The sequence below is a fragment of the Gracilimonas qinghaiensis genome (assembly GCF_046602855.1).
Lineage (GTDB): Bacteria > Bacteroidota > Rhodothermia > Balneolales > Balneolaceae > Gracilimonas.
Window position 1 is genome coordinate 2,037,906 of the sequence record NZ_JBKINJ010000001.1, and the last position, 15,275, is coordinate 2,053,180.

10 protein-coding genes are annotated in these 15,275 nt (G+C 42.9%); 4 read left to right on the forward strand and 6 right to left on the reverse strand.

What is annotated here, in order from left to right:
- Positions 1–23: 23 nt before the first annotated feature.
- Together ACKGJO_RS09115 and gltX are read right to left on the reverse strand one after the other, a co-directional pair.
- On the reverse strand, positions 24–1,736 hold the full coding sequence (locus tag ACKGJO_RS09115) for a Na+/H+ antiporter NhaC family protein (protein WP_411323112.1): 1,713 nt from the start codon (positions 1,734–1,736) through the stop codon (positions 24–26).
- A 169-nt stretch (positions 1,737–1,905) separates the two neighbouring features.
- Positions 1,906–3,384: a glutamate--tRNA ligase gene (gltX, locus tag ACKGJO_RS09120; protein ID WP_411323113.1), complete on the reverse strand. Its 1,479-nt coding sequence runs from the start codon at positions 3,382–3,384 to the stop codon at positions 1,906–1,908.
- A gap of 76 nt (positions 3,385–3,460) precedes the next feature.
- On the opposite strand from gltX, the gene ACKGJO_RS09125 reads away from it, so the two are divergent.
- Positions 3,461–4,120 carry a WbqC family protein gene (locus tag ACKGJO_RS09125; RefSeq protein ID WP_411323114.1) on the forward strand — a complete coding sequence of 220 codons (660 nt, stop codon included), beginning with the start codon at positions 3,461–3,463 and terminating at the stop codon, positions 4,118–4,120.
- 6 nt (positions 4,121–4,126) lie between these two features.
- Here ACKGJO_RS09125 and ACKGJO_RS09130 read toward each other — a convergent pair whose 3' ends face one another.
- Entirely contained in the window at positions 4,127–5,590 is a 1,464-nt protein-coding gene (locus ACKGJO_RS09130; protein WP_411323115.1) for an SLC13 family permease, read from the reverse strand.
- 277 nt (positions 5,591–5,867) lie between these two features.
- Between ACKGJO_RS09130 and ACKGJO_RS09135 the strand changes: the two genes are divergently transcribed.
- The 3 genes from ACKGJO_RS09135 (at position 5,868) to ACKGJO_RS09145 (ending at position 8,342) form a co-directional block, all read left to right on the forward strand.
- Positions 5,868–7,598: a sodium:solute symporter family protein gene (locus ACKGJO_RS09135; protein WP_411323116.1), complete on the forward strand. Its 1,731-nt coding sequence runs from the start codon at positions 5,868–5,870 to the stop codon at positions 7,596–7,598.
- 107 nt (positions 7,599–7,705) lie between these two features.
- Entirely contained in the window at positions 7,706–7,924 is a 219-nt protein-coding gene (locus tag ACKGJO_RS09140) for a hypothetical protein (RefSeq protein WP_411323117.1), read from the forward strand.
- Positions 7,914–8,342, forward strand: coding sequence for a PIN domain-containing protein (locus ACKGJO_RS09145; RefSeq protein WP_411323118.1), 429 nt, complete (start codon positions 7,914–7,916; stop codon positions 8,340–8,342). The genes ACKGJO_RS09140 and ACKGJO_RS09145 overlap by 11 nt, the downstream gene beginning before the upstream one ends.
- Positions 8,343–8,377: 35 nt before the next feature.
- Here ACKGJO_RS09145 and ACKGJO_RS09150 read toward each other — a convergent pair whose 3' ends face one another.
- The 3 genes from ACKGJO_RS09150 to ACKGJO_RS09160 form a co-directional block, all read right to left on the reverse strand.
- Entirely contained in the window at positions 8,378–9,250 is an 873-nt protein-coding gene (locus ACKGJO_RS09150) for a sterol desaturase family protein (RefSeq protein WP_411323119.1), read from the reverse strand.
- Positions 9,251–9,358: 108 nt separating this feature from the next.
- Positions 9,359–12,559 (reverse strand): WD40/YVTN/BNR-like repeat-containing protein, encoded by a 3,201-nt coding sequence (locus tag ACKGJO_RS09155; RefSeq protein WP_411323120.1) that lies wholly within the window; start codon positions 12,557–12,559, stop codon positions 9,359–9,361.
- A 169-nt stretch (positions 12,560–12,728) separates the two neighbouring features.
- Positions 12,729–15,236 carry a zinc-dependent metalloprotease gene (locus ACKGJO_RS09160; RefSeq protein ID WP_411323121.1) on the reverse strand — a complete coding sequence of 836 codons (2,508 nt, stop codon included), beginning with the start codon at positions 15,234–15,236 and terminating at the stop codon, positions 12,729–12,731.
- Positions 15,237–15,275: the final 39 nt, after the last annotated feature.

Below are 15,275 nucleotides of genomic sequence, written 5' to 3' on the forward strand. Positions count from 1 at the left end.
CCCAAAGTTGACTGATTTGATCTTTAATCCAAACTTGTAATAGCGGCTACCTTGCCTTCAGGTGTATACTCTTTCGGGTCCGGGATCTTTCCGAATTTATATATAATTCCAATAATTATAATTACACCTGTAGGATAAATGATCCATATTGGTATATTTAATACCAATGCACTTATCATTGCCACGATACTGATGACTCCAACTGTCATCGCATAGGGCAGTTGAGTATTAACATGTTCTACATGGTCACATTGAGTGGCTATAGAACTCAATATGGTTGTATCGGATATCGGAGAACAGTGATCCCCCCATACAGACCCTGCAAGTACAGCACTTACACTTGCATAAATCACTTCTAAAGTAACTTCATAGGGGATACCCGTTGAATTACCAATTTGCCAAGCCAATGGAACAACAAGAGGCATTAATATCCCCATGGTCCCCCAGCTTGAGCCGGTTGCAAATGCAGTCAAAGCTGAAAGTACAAATACAAGCGCAGGCATCCAGTATGGATTCAAAGTCTCACCGAACACGGATATAAGATAATCTGCCGTACCCAAAGCAACAGTAACATCACTTAAAGCCCAGGCTAATACAAGGATAAGTACCCCGTCAAACATGACATGCATTCCATTCATCATTCCTTCGAGGGTCTTTTCCACATCCAATAATTTTTGGGATAGAGTCATTACAATGGCAACAACCACTGACGCAATAGAACCCCACAGAAGGGCATTATAGGAATTAGCCGTCTCCACAATAGCCTGAACTGAATTACCCTCACCTGTCACGAACAGACCGGCTATAGTTCCAATTACTAATGTTAAGATCGGAATAGCAGCGTTGGTCCAGTGAGACTCACTTTTCTTTTCCTCATCCTCTTCAATTTTTTCTTTGTACAAATTGTATTTATCAATTTTTGGGTCGTGTTTTGCCTTATACAAAGTAATTCGTGCTTTTAGCATTGTACCATAATCACGACCGGAAAAGGCTATCAAAATCACGAATAGGATAGTGAAGAATGCATAGAAGTTATATGGCAGAGAATGTATAAATACCGAATAAGCTGCTTCATTAAAGTTCGCCATCTCAGCCTCTGCTGTCGCAATAAACCCCACCATGGCTCCGATCCAGGTACTTACCAGTGCGACGGTTGCTATCGGTGCTGCCGTGGCATCAACCAGATAAGCTAACTTGGCACGAGAGATCCTGAGTTTATCGGTAAGCGGACGCATGGTATTCCCTACAACCATTGTATTTGCGTAATCATCAAAAAAGACGATAAAACCCATTAGTGAGGTCACTACCATGCCCTGAACTTTAGTGCGCACAAATTTTGTGATGGCCTTAATGACACCACGTGTACCGCCATTATCAGTTATTATACCCACCATTCCGCCTATCAATATTGAAAATACCACAATACTCATGCGGTCCGGATCTGAAACACCCGGTACTATATAGTCACTCAGTGACCCAAAAAAACTTGAAAAGATACCTGAAAAAGAAATATTACCAATTAAAAAAGCACCCATCCATATTCCTAAGAATAAGGCAAAAAGCACTTGTTTGAAGATCAGTGCAATTGCAATTGCAACAAGCGGGGGTAAGATACTGATCCAGCTACCAATTAATCCTGTAGCTGCTTCTGAAGTTTGAATGTCTGCCCAGGCCAACTGTGATCCCAAGATTAACACAGTACAAACACCTATGAGTGCTGCTATTTTCTTTTTCATGTAAAGCTTTTATTCGTTTTTGAAACCGCTCAGAAAATAACATCTATTCCATTAAAACCAAGATTCAAAGTTTATAACGAGTTGTAAAATTGTTGATCGTAATAAAAGCCCGAATCATTAAATACGATCCGGGCTCATGCTTTTTTGGTAAAGGCGTATGATGGAGGGGTTAAAGTTTGCTCAATGCTGTGTCAATACGCTTTATGGTTTCATCTCTACCGATCAACTCTAAAGCCGGAAACAGATCCGGACCAAAACCCTGACCGGAAACTGCAATTCGCAGAGGCATCATCAATTTTCCAAAACCCACCTCGTGTTCTTCTATAGTCTCCTTCAGCTTTTCTTTTAATGTAGCTGCTTCAAACTCATCGTCAGACAGCTGCTCGATCTTGGTTTTATAGGCCTTAACCAGCGCCGGGCTGTCGTCTTTCCATTTTTTCAAAGCTTTTTCATCATAGACTTTTGGGGCTTCAAAAAAGAAGGCTCCCATGCTTGTAAATTCGTCCACTTTGGAAACACGCTCGTGAAGTAAACCGATCACGGATGTCAAAAACTCATCGCTCGGGATCTCGAATCCTTTCTCAAGAAGTAATGCTTCAACACGTGGCTTAAGCTCCTCTATTGAGTGCTCACGAATGTAATTTTCGTTATACCACATCAGTTTCTTGTAATTGAATACGGCTCCCCCTTTGGATACTCTATCCAGTGTAAAAAGTTCACAGAGTTCTTCCATGGTATGGATCTCAGAGTCATCACCCGGACTCCAACCTAGGTACGCTAAAAAATTAACCAAGGCATCCGGTTCATAATTACCAGAGATATAATCTTTCGTATTGACAGGGATACCTTCACTTTCGGCATTACGCTTGGATAGCTTCCCACCACTTGGGCTCATTATCAACGGTAGATGTGCCATAATTGGTGGCTCCCAACCAAAAGCTTCATATAGCAATATATGTTTGGGAGTACTGCTCAACCATTCTTCACCCCGTATCACATGCGTGATCTCCATTGTATGATCATCTACGACATTAGCCAAGTGATAAGTTGGCATTCCGTCTGATTTGAGTAATACCTGATCGTCAAGTCCTTCAGTATCAAAGGAAACATGACCGCGGATCTCATCTTCAAAACGGATCGTCTCCTTGCGGGGCACTTTTAAACGGATTACATATTCATCTCCATCTTTCAATCTCTTCTCCACTTCATCCTGTGGAAGAGTAAGACTGTTCTTCATAGACTGACGCGTAATGGAGTCATATTTTGGAGATGGATTTCCTGATTTCTTCAGGCGCTCACGCATCTCGTCAATTTCCTCAACGGTGTCAAAGGCATAGTATGCCTGTCCCTGCTCTATCAGCTGTTCGGCATATTTATGATAGATATCTTTTCGCTCACTTTGTCGGTACGGCCCATGATCACCACCTTTACCGGGACCTTCATCAATTTCCATTCCTGCCCACTCCAGGGAATCGATGATATCCTGTTCAGCTCCCTCTACATAGCGGGATTGATCGGTATCCTCAATACGGAGCACAAATTTACCATCATTATGACGGGCAAAAAGATAGTTGTATAGTGCGGTCCGGAGTCCGCCAATGTGTAAAAATCCGGTTGGTGAAGGCGCAAATCGTACGCGAACTGACATGTGTTATTTTGTTTAGTTGAATTCTTCTATTTTCTGCTTTCAAAGATAAGAAATTTTAACCCCTAAATTCATAACGTTGAAGCTAGCTCTTCTCCAGCCTCAGTTTGCGCCAAACCTGTACGATCTTTCGTCTATGCTGAATGCTGATTTGGTAGTGTGGAATGACCTTGAACAGTGGTCTCGAAAAGGAAGAACCCATCGTGCAGCCATTAAGGGTGAGCATGGTTTGCAGTGGATCAATATCCCGATCAGGACCAAAGATAAAAAGAAAATGATCGGTAAGGTCCGTATTGATCATACTGTAGATTGGATAGAACCTTTCTGGAATGCGCTGTTACATAATTATTCCAATGCCACGTGGTTCGATTTCTTTTCTGATGAAATTGAAGCTGATATCAAGCGTTTTTCCGAATTCGAAAGATTGATCGATCTCAACATGTGGTTCTTCGAGCGACTGATGAAATATCTGGAGTTTAGAGTTGAATACCGGTTGGCAAGTCAGATTTCTGAGTTTGATCCTAATCCCGAACTGTTCATAAAATCAATGAACGCTAATATTCTATATCAAGAGTATGACGCAAAAAACTACCAGTGGTTGGTCAGTAATGAGGTCCAAGCGCTAAAAAAACATCCGGTATATCAACAGGTCGATGGAGAATTCATCCCTGGACTGAGTATCCTTGATCTGCTATTTAACGAAGGCAAAGAAAGTTTTCGCATTTTTGATAAGCTCTAAAAGATTCTACTGAGCCCAATCAGGTAATACTCCGATCTCGATCCCAAAGAACCAGCTAACCACTGTAAGTGCTGCTAGTGAGATCAAACCTATGAACAAGAAATTCAGCCACAGACCCGCCTTTGACATTTGAGGTACGGTGATCTTATCACTGCCGTAGACAATGGCGTTAGGCGGTGTAGCTACGGGTAACATAAAAGCGCAGCTTGCCCCCATAGCCGTTGGAATAGCTAGTAAAAGTGGGTTCTCACCTAATCCTATTGCCACTGATGCCAGTATCGGTAAGAAAGCGGCAGTGGAAGCCGTATTGCTTGTCATCTCCGTCAGAAATATGATCAGAGCAACCACTAGGATCACGATAACCCAAACCGGCCATGTACTGAAACTTCCAATTCCCGTACCTATCCATGTAGCTAATCCTGTTTCGCTTATAGCGGAAGCCATACTCAGACCACCTCCAAAAAGAATAAGGACGCCCCACGGTAAATTTTTAGTTTCATCCCAAACCAATAATCTTCTTTTTTCTGACCCACCCGCCGGCAGCACAAATAAAAGTACGGAAGCGCCGATCGCAATACCTGCATCTGACAAGCCCGGAAGCAGATCGGTCAGTAAAGGACGAAACATCCAAAACATGGCTGTTAAAATAAAAATTACAGCCACTCGCTTTTCCTGAACTGAAAATTTCCCAAGTCTTTTGATCTTATCAGCGATCAGCTCAGCGCCTCCCGGTAGTACTTCGATCTTTATCGGGTAAATTACCTTAGCAAGGATCAGAAACATGAGTGGCAAACTTATTAACACCATCGGTAGTCCCACTTGCATCCATTTGAAAAAGCTGATCTCATACCCATAATTCTCCAACATGAATCCGGCAAGCAAAGCATTTGGCGGTGTTCCGATCAAAGTCCCGATCCCACCAATATTACAGGCATAAGCAATACTCAATAGCAGTACTATCTCAAAATTTGTATTCCCTTCATTTCCTTCTTTCGTATTTAAATTAAGAATGGATAAGGCAATTGGCAGCATCATAACGGCTGTTGCCGTATTACTCACCCAAAGGCTCAAAAATGCTGATGCAATGATAAATCCTACTATAATGGAAGAAGGCTTCACTCCAACCACGTTTATAATAGAAAGTGCGATCCTGTTGTGTAAATTCCATCGCTCCATAGCTAGTGCAATGATAAATCCACCCATAAATAAAAATATCAGCGGATTGGCGTAGGGCGTGGTCGCTTCAGAAATAGAGACGATGTCAAGTATTGGAAATAACGCGATCGGAAGAAGTGCTGTAACTGATATTGAGATCGCTTCTGTTATCCACCATATAGCCATTAAAAGGGTTACCGCTGCCGTTTTCCAGGCAGCTTCTTTTAAGCCTTCAGGAACAGGCGACCAAAAAACCAACAAAAAAACAGCCAAACCGGTGACTAAACCCAGGAACTTTCCTTTATCTTTCATCATTGAGAAGTGCATCTCATATTTAAGTTATTGAGCTGCTATGAATATAGAAGCAAACAAGTGGAATTGGAAACCGATTTAATTTTGAGGGTTTTATCTGCTAATATTGGTAATCACTTTCAATAAAAGTTCACAATAAGTATTATCGGGCATGGAAGAAAAAAACACTGACCAAAATTTTGAGACTGAGTGGCGTACCGATTATACAGTGGTAGCTATTTTGGGTGTCGTTTACATATTGCTTTTCCTTTGGTTCACCTCAACTTTCAATTTGCCCTAAATGAGCTGGATCGATTGGTTAGTACTTATTGCCTTTCTGGGTTACACTATTTGGGATGGCACAAGAAGAGGCAAAGATGCTTCAACAATTGAGGGTTATCTCCTGGCAAACAGGTCTATGCCATGGTGGGCAGCGGGACTCTCAGTAATGGCCACACAAGCATCTGCCATCACTTTTATAGGAACCACCGGCATTGCCTATGTGGAGGACATGAGATTCGTACAAACCTATCTCGCCATTCCTTTTGCTATGATCTTTATCTGTATATTTCTGGTTCCGTTCTTCAGCAAGATGCAAAATTTCACGGCTTATGAAGTACTTGAGGACCGGTTTGGACTGAAGACACGACTCACCACTTCCGGTTTATTTCTCATTTCCCGCGGACTCGCTCTTGGGGTGGTGATCGCAGCCCCTTCTTATGTGCTTTCTCTTCTGCTTGGACTTCCCCTGAATATCACTATTCTCATCATTGGCGTCATTGCCACTCTGTATACCACGGTTGGTGGGATAGCGGGGGTGATCAATACCGATGTGAAACAGATGATAGTCATGATGTTTGGACTGGTCTTTTGTTTTGGTCTTGTCTGGCATCATTTACCAGAGGAAGTTGGTTTTGACGGTGCTCTTTATCTAGCCGGTTCACTCGACAAACTAACAGCTTTGGACCTTAATTTTGATCTTACTGAAAAATATAATATCTGGAGTGGGGTGATCGCTGCCTTCTTTCTCATGGTCTCTTATTTTGGAACCGATCAGACTCAGGTTCAGCGTTACCTGACCACTGATTCAGTAAAAAATGCCCGGAAATCCTTGTTGCTGACAGCTTATGCAAAAGTACCGATGCAGTTCTTCATTCTATTACTTGGAGTCATGCTCTACGTTTTCTTCATCTTTAACTCAGCTCCGGCCTCTTTCCGCAGTACCGAACCCGTTGCCCAAACCGAACAACAGCAACTTGCGGAACAAAAGATCCTGAAAGACTATCAGGTTGCTCATTTAGCCAGAAAGGAAGCTGCCTTCGATGCCATTCAGAACCGAGATGAAAGCTCAAAACAGCGCTTCGTTGAAACCGATGCCATGATGAACGATGCCAGAAATGCAGAACTTGCCCTGCAGGCTGAGATCAGACAGGCTGATGTAAACGATACCAACTATATCTTTCCCTATTTCATCCTGAATTTTGTACCCATTGGTATAGTAGGCTTGATCGTGGCGGGTATATTTGCAGCCGCACTCAGCTCCATTGACAGTGAGCTTAATGCACTGACTACTGTCTCCATTGTGGATTGGTATCAGCGCTTAAAAGGAGACGTGCATACTGAGGCTCACTATGTAAAATCATCTCGCGGAGTTACCTTCTTCTGGGGTGCCCTGGCCACAGTATCAGCTTTGCTAATGGGAGAGACCCGCTCTATCATCGAATTAGTGAATCAGATAGGCAGCTACTTTTATGGATCAATACTTGGGGTTTTCATACTTCTGCTTTGGGTAAAAAAGGCTACCGGTACCGGTGCTCTGGTTGGCCTGGTCTCGGGAATGCTTTCTGTGTTCATGTTCGACCGGTTATTCTATAGTGCTGCAGCCGATGAATATGCCTTTGTATTGCCGTGGAGCCTGATGCCGGAAGGATATAACAAAGCCATTGAATTTCTTTGGTTGAATCCGGTCGGTACTTTTGTGGTAGTAGGCGTTGCTATTTTCATAAGCTTTATCTGGCCTGGTAAAAAATAAGTCTTTCAAGAAACAAATCGCCTTTTCCATTTTCTGGTTCCAAAATAATTTTGAAATAAGACAGTTATTATTTACACTACTTTCGTGTACACTAAATTTGTGGACTTATGAAAAATATAACCTTCAGTGCTGACGAAAAACTGATAGATAAAGCCCGTCTAAAGGCTGCTAAAGAGAAAACTACCTTGAATAAGCGGTTTAGGGAATGGCTGGCTAGTTACGCAAGACAAAATGATCTGGGTAACTCCTTCGAAAAAATGATGGAGGAATTGGATCATGTCAATTCAGGAGGAAAATTTACAAGAGACGAAATGAATGAGCGATAAAGCATTTTTGGACACCAACATTTTCGCCTACTCATTTGACCGTTCAAATAAATCTAAACGGCAATTAGCTTCTGATTTAATCAAGCATCAATTAGAAAATGGAACCGGTGTAATAAGTTATCAGGTTGTTCAGGAATTTATCAACGTTTCGTATAGAAAATTCAAAAGCCCAATGAGTCTGCAAGAACTCGAAAGGTATATAGAAAATGTTTTTAGCCATCTGTGGCAGGTATACTCCAGTAAAGATCTCATTTATTCAGCAATAGGAGTCAAAGAACAATTTAAATTTTCATTCTATGATTCCCTGATCATTGCTGCTGCTTTAGAAGCCGGTTGTTCCACCCTTTACTCTGAAGATCTTCAGCACAAACAGAATATCTATTCGGTGCAGATCATAGATCCATTTATTGAGGATTGATCGATGAAGGAGGCTCCAGGAAAATGAATAGTTATTTAACTTCCTTCCTTTTTGATCTCTATTTCTGAATCCTCTCCAAACTTTGCATCCGTAGGTGGTCTATAAGGCTGAAAAGGTATCTTAAGGAGATTACCGAGATTGTCATTCTCTTCCGGATCCATATGCGTATCAATACCGTATTTCAACTCTTTTATGTCGTTCACTTCAGCAAACGTTCCAAACATGCGGTCCCAGATAGCAAAGATATTACCATAGTTTGTATCGGTTAACGGCTGCGTATAATGGTGATGCACCTTATGCATCAGCGGCGTGATGAATACCCATGATATTGCCCGATCGATCTTTTTAGGCATATTAATGTTGGCATGCGAGAGATGGGCGAATAAAGCCGAAAAACTTTGATACAGGAAAATGATCCAGATCGGTACACCAACCACAATCACACCTATGATAGTAAATACCATTCTAAAAACGGCCTCTCCCGGATGATGTCGCAACCCGGTGGTCACATCAACGGTTGTATCACTGTGATGCACCAAATGAAATTTCCACATGAATCTAACTTTGTGCTCGATCCAATGGATCAGGTAAGCCCCAAAGAAATCAAGCAGCATCACTCCGACCACTGCCTGCAGCCAAAGTGGCATCTCTATCCATTGAAGAATGCCAAATTCAGTAGCGGTCACGTATTCAGATGACCAAACTAAAATACCTGCAAAACCTAACCCTATGACCACAAAAAAAGCATTCAGAACCAGATTGAGGGCTGCATGTCTGACTTTTCTATACCCGAACTCAAAAAGAGGAAACACTCCTTCTATTACCCAAAACAGAAAGATTCCTCCTACAAGAATTCCCGCTCTGAACGTAGTGGGTACATTTTCAAAAAATTCGATCAATCCTTCCATAGGCCTCTTTTCTTACTGTAATTACATTAAATTTATAATCCTATGTAAATAAAACAAGCCGGATATCGATTTCAATATCCAGCTTGTTTATAAATTATTGCCTTGAATTTAGTCTTTTGCGACCGGCTCAATTGTCTTAAACGGGCTTAATTCAGAGTTTTCTACTGCCCTCTGATACTCCGGCCAGTCCTGAGTTACAAAATTGTTGATCGCTGAAACAGAATTATTTACTGCTTCTTTTGCCTGCTGTAACAGATTGCGCTCCCTGGCACCGGGACCGTCAAAGTCACTTCCCAGGTAACGGTTTATGGCGTATAAATGGGTTAATACCGTTGGATCCGGATTCCGTACAATTCCCTGCTTGTCGGATTCTTCCCCAAATACCATTTCAAATAATTCATCCAGCTTTTCCTGCACGTTTTTGTGGGCATCATGGTAAGCCTCCAATTCTTCTTTGGAACGTTCATCGGCAGTGGCAAGGTCTTTGTTCACCTTAACGATCTCATTGGCCTGAGCCAGCTTTTGAACTGCTTCAGCGAGGTAGCTTGTCAGTGCTTCCACTTCTTTCTCAAGTTCAGCCGTTCTTCTCAGAGCTGAAATCGGCATTTCTATCCGTGGGTCTGTATGAACCGTAACCATGGTTGAGTCAGAATATTCCCCGGCTGTAAACTTTACTTTATAGGTACCGGGCAACACATCACGGCCTCCACGCTCATTTTCATTGGGTTTGCGTAACGTTCGGCTTGGGCGCTCTACACCGGCATGATCAAGTCCCCACGTAGTTCTGTTCAGACCATTATGCTCAGGTGTTCTTTCTAAAGTCCGGATCTTTTTCCTAGAAGTATCAAAGATCTCGATCTTTACCTTCAACTCTTCTTCTTTCTTATCAGATTCTGAATCTGATTCCAAAGCATCTTTATTTACGGAATAACTTAGCAGGGCACCTGATGGTCGGTTTTCACCGGCAAACATGGCATCTGCCGCAAATCGAACACCTCGAGCCTGTCGCCACTCCGCCAGATAGGCATCAGGCGATGGAAAAGCCTTGATCGGTTTTTCAAGTTCATCAGTTCCACTGACTGCTAATTCACGAAGTGGACGAATATCATCGATTACCCAGAATGATCGACCAAAGGTGCCGATCACCAAGTCATGTTCACGTGGGTGGATTATCATATCATAAGTAGAAACCGTTGGGTAATTATCACCCCATCTTGTCCAATCCTCACCACCATCAACAGATACATATAAACCGAACTCAGTTCCTAGAAACATAAGGTTTGGCTCTACAGGATCCTGAACAAAAGATAAGGAATACCCCTCCACCTGATCTTCGCTTACTATATTATTCCAGCTTCTGCCGTAATTAGTAGTATGCAACAGATAGGGTGTCCAGTTGTCTCTTCTGTAATCATTGATCACAGCAAAGGCTTCCCCTTCATTATGATGGGAGGCCTTGATCTGTGATATCCAGCTGCCTTCAGGAATACCCTTCAGGTTTCCTCTTAAGTTCGCCCAGTTCTGACCGTCATCTCTGGTGATCTGAATATTGCCATCATCAGTTCCGGCCCAGATAACACCGTTTTCAAGAGGACTTGGCTCAATGACTGTAATAGTTGTGTAGTTTTCGGCACCGGTTGCATCGAGCGTTAATCCTCCGCTCAAGTGCTGATTTTGTTTGGTGGTATCATTGGTTGTCAGATCAGGTGATATGATCTGCCAGGTCTCTCCCCTGTCCTTACTTCGGTGCACGTACTGGCTGCCAAAATAGATGGTCTTCTCATCAAACGGATCGATACTTATGGCAGCATTCCAGTTGAAACGTAATTCCTTGCCTTCCGGATGATGCGGTTTCACAAAACGACTGCTGCCGGTCTCGGTATCCACGCGCCCTACATTCCCCTGTTGAGACATAGCATACACATAGCGGCCTGAGCTTTGATCGATGGCAACGTCAAATCCATCACCGAAAAAGAGTTCTTCCCAATAGGAATTTCGGATATCACCGGATCTCCAAACGTAAGCCGGTCCCTGCCAGGTACCGTTATCCTGCATGCCTCCATAAATATTATAAGGATAATCCATATCCACGTTCACGTGATAGAACTGACCGACGGGAATATTATCCACAAAGCGCCAGGTCTCACCTCTATCATAGGTAATGTTCAATCCACCATCGTTTCCATCTATCATATGCTTTGGATTGTCAGGATTTATCCAGAAAGCATGATGGTCCGGATGTACCCAATTGTAATACGGATACATGCTCTCAAATGATTTACCGCCATCTTCACTGATCGACAGATAACTGTATAAGCTGTAAATACGATTTTCATTTTTCGGATCTACATAGATCTCAGCATAGTAGAACGGACGATTACCGATCTCACCATCATTCTTAACCTTTTCTCTCAGGTTCCACGTGTACCCACCGTCCTCACTTCTGTATATTGCATTTTCCTCTGATTCGATGAGGGCGTACACGATATTTGTATTGCTCTGAGCAAAAGCCAATCCCATTCTACCCAATTCCCCCTCGGGAAGGCCCTCTTCAGGACTGAGCTCATTCCAGTTTTCACCACCATCTATGGTCATGTATAGTCCGGAACCTTCACCACCGGATTTAAAGAACCACGGCCAACGGCGAAATTCCCACATGTTCACTAATAACTTATTTGGGTTATTGGGATCCATAACCATCTCACCGACACCCGTTCGGTCATTTACATACAGGATCTTATTCCATGTTTTGCCACCGTCCGTCGTTTTGTACACGCCGCGCTCCTCACTGTCTCCCCAGGCAGAACCCTGTGCACCAACAAAAACAGTATTCGGGTCATCAGGATGAATAAGCACTCTGTGAATATTCCTTGTCTTTTCAAGTCCCATCAACTCCCAGGACTTTCCACCGTCTATACTTCTATAGATTCCGGCTCCGCTGCTTTGGCTGTTTCGTGGATTACCTTCACCGGTTCCCATCCATATGATACTTGGGTTCTTTTGGTAGATATCTATAGCACCAATGGCCATAGGTCCATAATTCTCAAATATGGGCTGCCAGGTAACGCCTGCAGTTTCAGATTTCCAGACTCCACCCGAGGCAGCCCCAACATAGATAACATTAGTGTTGGATTGCACAACATCAATAGCTGTTATCCTGCCACTCATTCCTGCCGGGCCAACATTTCTTGGCTCAATACCTTTCAGGAGTTCCATATTCAGATCCTGAGCCAACAATGAATGTGTCGGTAAGACCAAAAACAGAAACATGGCAATTAATGAAAGAAATTTGACGATTTGATTTTTCATAGCGTTTTTTTGATTTCAGTTTTTTATGAGCGAACTATAAACAACTCATACACTTAAAACAATTTACAGGTTGTTAAAAAATTTACTTAATGAATTTAATCCAAAAAAAAGCCCCTTACATTTTTTATGCAAGGGGCTTATAAGAGTGTCAATTATCAGTTAAACTGAACTAGTCATCACCTTCCAGAATATCTTGGATTCGTGCCTGAACATCCTCAAGATGTGTACGAGTCGGTCGATCCAATCCACCGGCTCTGATAGCATTATTGATGTCACGATTCAGAATATTAAGCTGATTTCTCACATTTGCACGAATATCAGACTGGCTGACATTAACTGAGTTACCGGCCCACCAGCCGCTCTGCAGTTCTTCTGTCATCAGATCTTTCATTTCTTCCACATAGGCACGTTGCAGTGCACGGCGGTGAACGTCAATATTCTCACCTGCGCGAACTTCACTGAAGATGCCATTACGAACATCATCCATCATTTCAAATGCAGTGTAAGTATCTTCATCAGAACGTCTTTCGTACTCTATGAGTCGTGCGATTCGTCTTGCATCAACGAGATTTCCGAGAACCCCCGCTTGAGCGCCTCTGAAGCTTTCTACAGCTGTAGCCTGATTCACACGGTCTAGGATCTCTTTACTGAAAGCCCAGCTTGGAGAACTGAAAGCGTGTTTTTGCAGAAATGCCATGGCCTCACGTTGCGTAGCTTCAGGAACTGCTTCATATACTACACCATCCTGGCTGTAGGTTTTATGGGTTTCGTATACCCCCCCTACATTGCTAAGAACGTGGCCCATATAACGGTTCCACTGTCCAATAACATTGTTGTAGAGCTCTTGCAGCTCTTCGAAATTAGCTCCTTCACGCTCAGTCCATTCGATCAGATTGTCAGTGATAACCTGAAGATTAGCGAGTCCAAGCTCTCCGGCTTCCATCGCATCGTTCGTCAGATCTTCGTTCTGAGATCTTGGATCGATCTTAGCTCCTGTCTGTGCTCCATAAAAGTAAATTGGATCACCCGCTCTTTCTCGAACCCACTCATTCAGTGTTTCCTCGATCTCTTCATCACTCCAGTCATCAGGGAACCATGTGTAACCCCACTTCGCATTCCACTTGTCGTAAGGACCAACCGCAGGATAGAAGTTGGTAACACCGTCACCCGGTTGAGCAACATAGTTGAAACGAGCGTAATCCATGATGGATGGTGCTGTTCCATTATTAGATGTAAATTCCGGATCTCTGAGCTGTTCCACTGTATAGGCATAACTTGAACCCCAGTTATGAGGGAAGCCAAGTGTATGGCCAACTTCGTGGGCAGATACAAATCGTATCAGTTCACCCATGATATCGTCATCAAATTCAACACCACGTGCTTCCGGGTTTGCAGCAGCAGTCTGGATGAAGAACCAGTTTCTGAGAAGGTTCATCACGTTGTGGTACCATCCAATGTCACTTTCAAGAATTTGTCCTGTTCTTGGATCGTGAACATGAGGACCATAGGCATTTTGTACCGGTGAAGCGAAGTAACGTATCACAGAATAGCGTACATCTTCCGGGCTGAATTCAGGATCTTCTTCCGGTGTAGGAGCTACTTTACCCATGATCGCATTTTTGAAACCGGCGGCTTCAAAAGCTACTTGCCAGTCATCTACACCCTGAAGCAGATATTTAACCCATTTTTCAGGCGTGGCTGGATCAGCATAATATATGATCGGATTTTCCGGTTCTACAAGCTCATCGCTTTCGCCATTTAACCATGCTTTGTAAGCTTCTTTATCTTTTGGCACTAATTTCCACCTTGTGATGTGGCGGATAGCTCTTGCTTTTTGGGCATCATCAGTGTACTCAGTTTTTTGAACACTGAAGAATCCAACTCTCTGATCGTAATTCCGGGCTCTCATTTTATCAGCCGGCAGAAGGATCATACTGTGATTCACTTCCATAGAGATCGTTCCGGTTGAGGAATTTGACGGAGGATCTCCGGCATCATACGTCAGCACGTTGCGAGCTTCAACATTTTCAGGATAACTGTTGATGTGCTCAATATATGTTCTGCTGCCATCCAGACGACGTACCTGATAGGTCTTTCTACGGCTGCTTTGCAGTCCAAGTGATGGTATATCTGATGTAAACAAACTGGTGATCTCAACCACTGAACCGGTTGAATCCTCATTCAGCGCTTCAATATCAAATGATGATATGATCGGCTCAAAATTTGAGTTTTTGACAGCCTCATAAATAGGTTCTCCTTCAGTTGCTACATTCTCGAAGGAAACGTGGCGAAGCAAGATCTTATCATCTTTCTTCTGCCAGCGGATGACCTGAGTGTTCAATTTCTCTCCACCGTAACCAATATTGTCAGCTGTTTTAGCAACTCGGGTTACGAGTAGCATTTCTTTATCTAAATGCTCATCGGGAATTTCATAATAGTATTTATCGTCCACTTTGTGGACGTTGAATAGTCCTTCGTCAGTTTCAGCTTCATCAGTAATGACGTCACTGTATTTCTTCATTTCGTCGTCGCTGCCTGCGCCACCCTTGGCACCGTTAGTGCTAGACGGTTTACTCGCCTGAGCTGCATTTTCTGCTGTCTTACACCCTGCAAATATGAAAGCAAGACTCAGAAAAAGTACAGTAAGCGTTGTACCGTTGAATTTTCTATAGTTCATAAATATTAGTTTAGTTCTTAATGGTTATTTATACTTTGA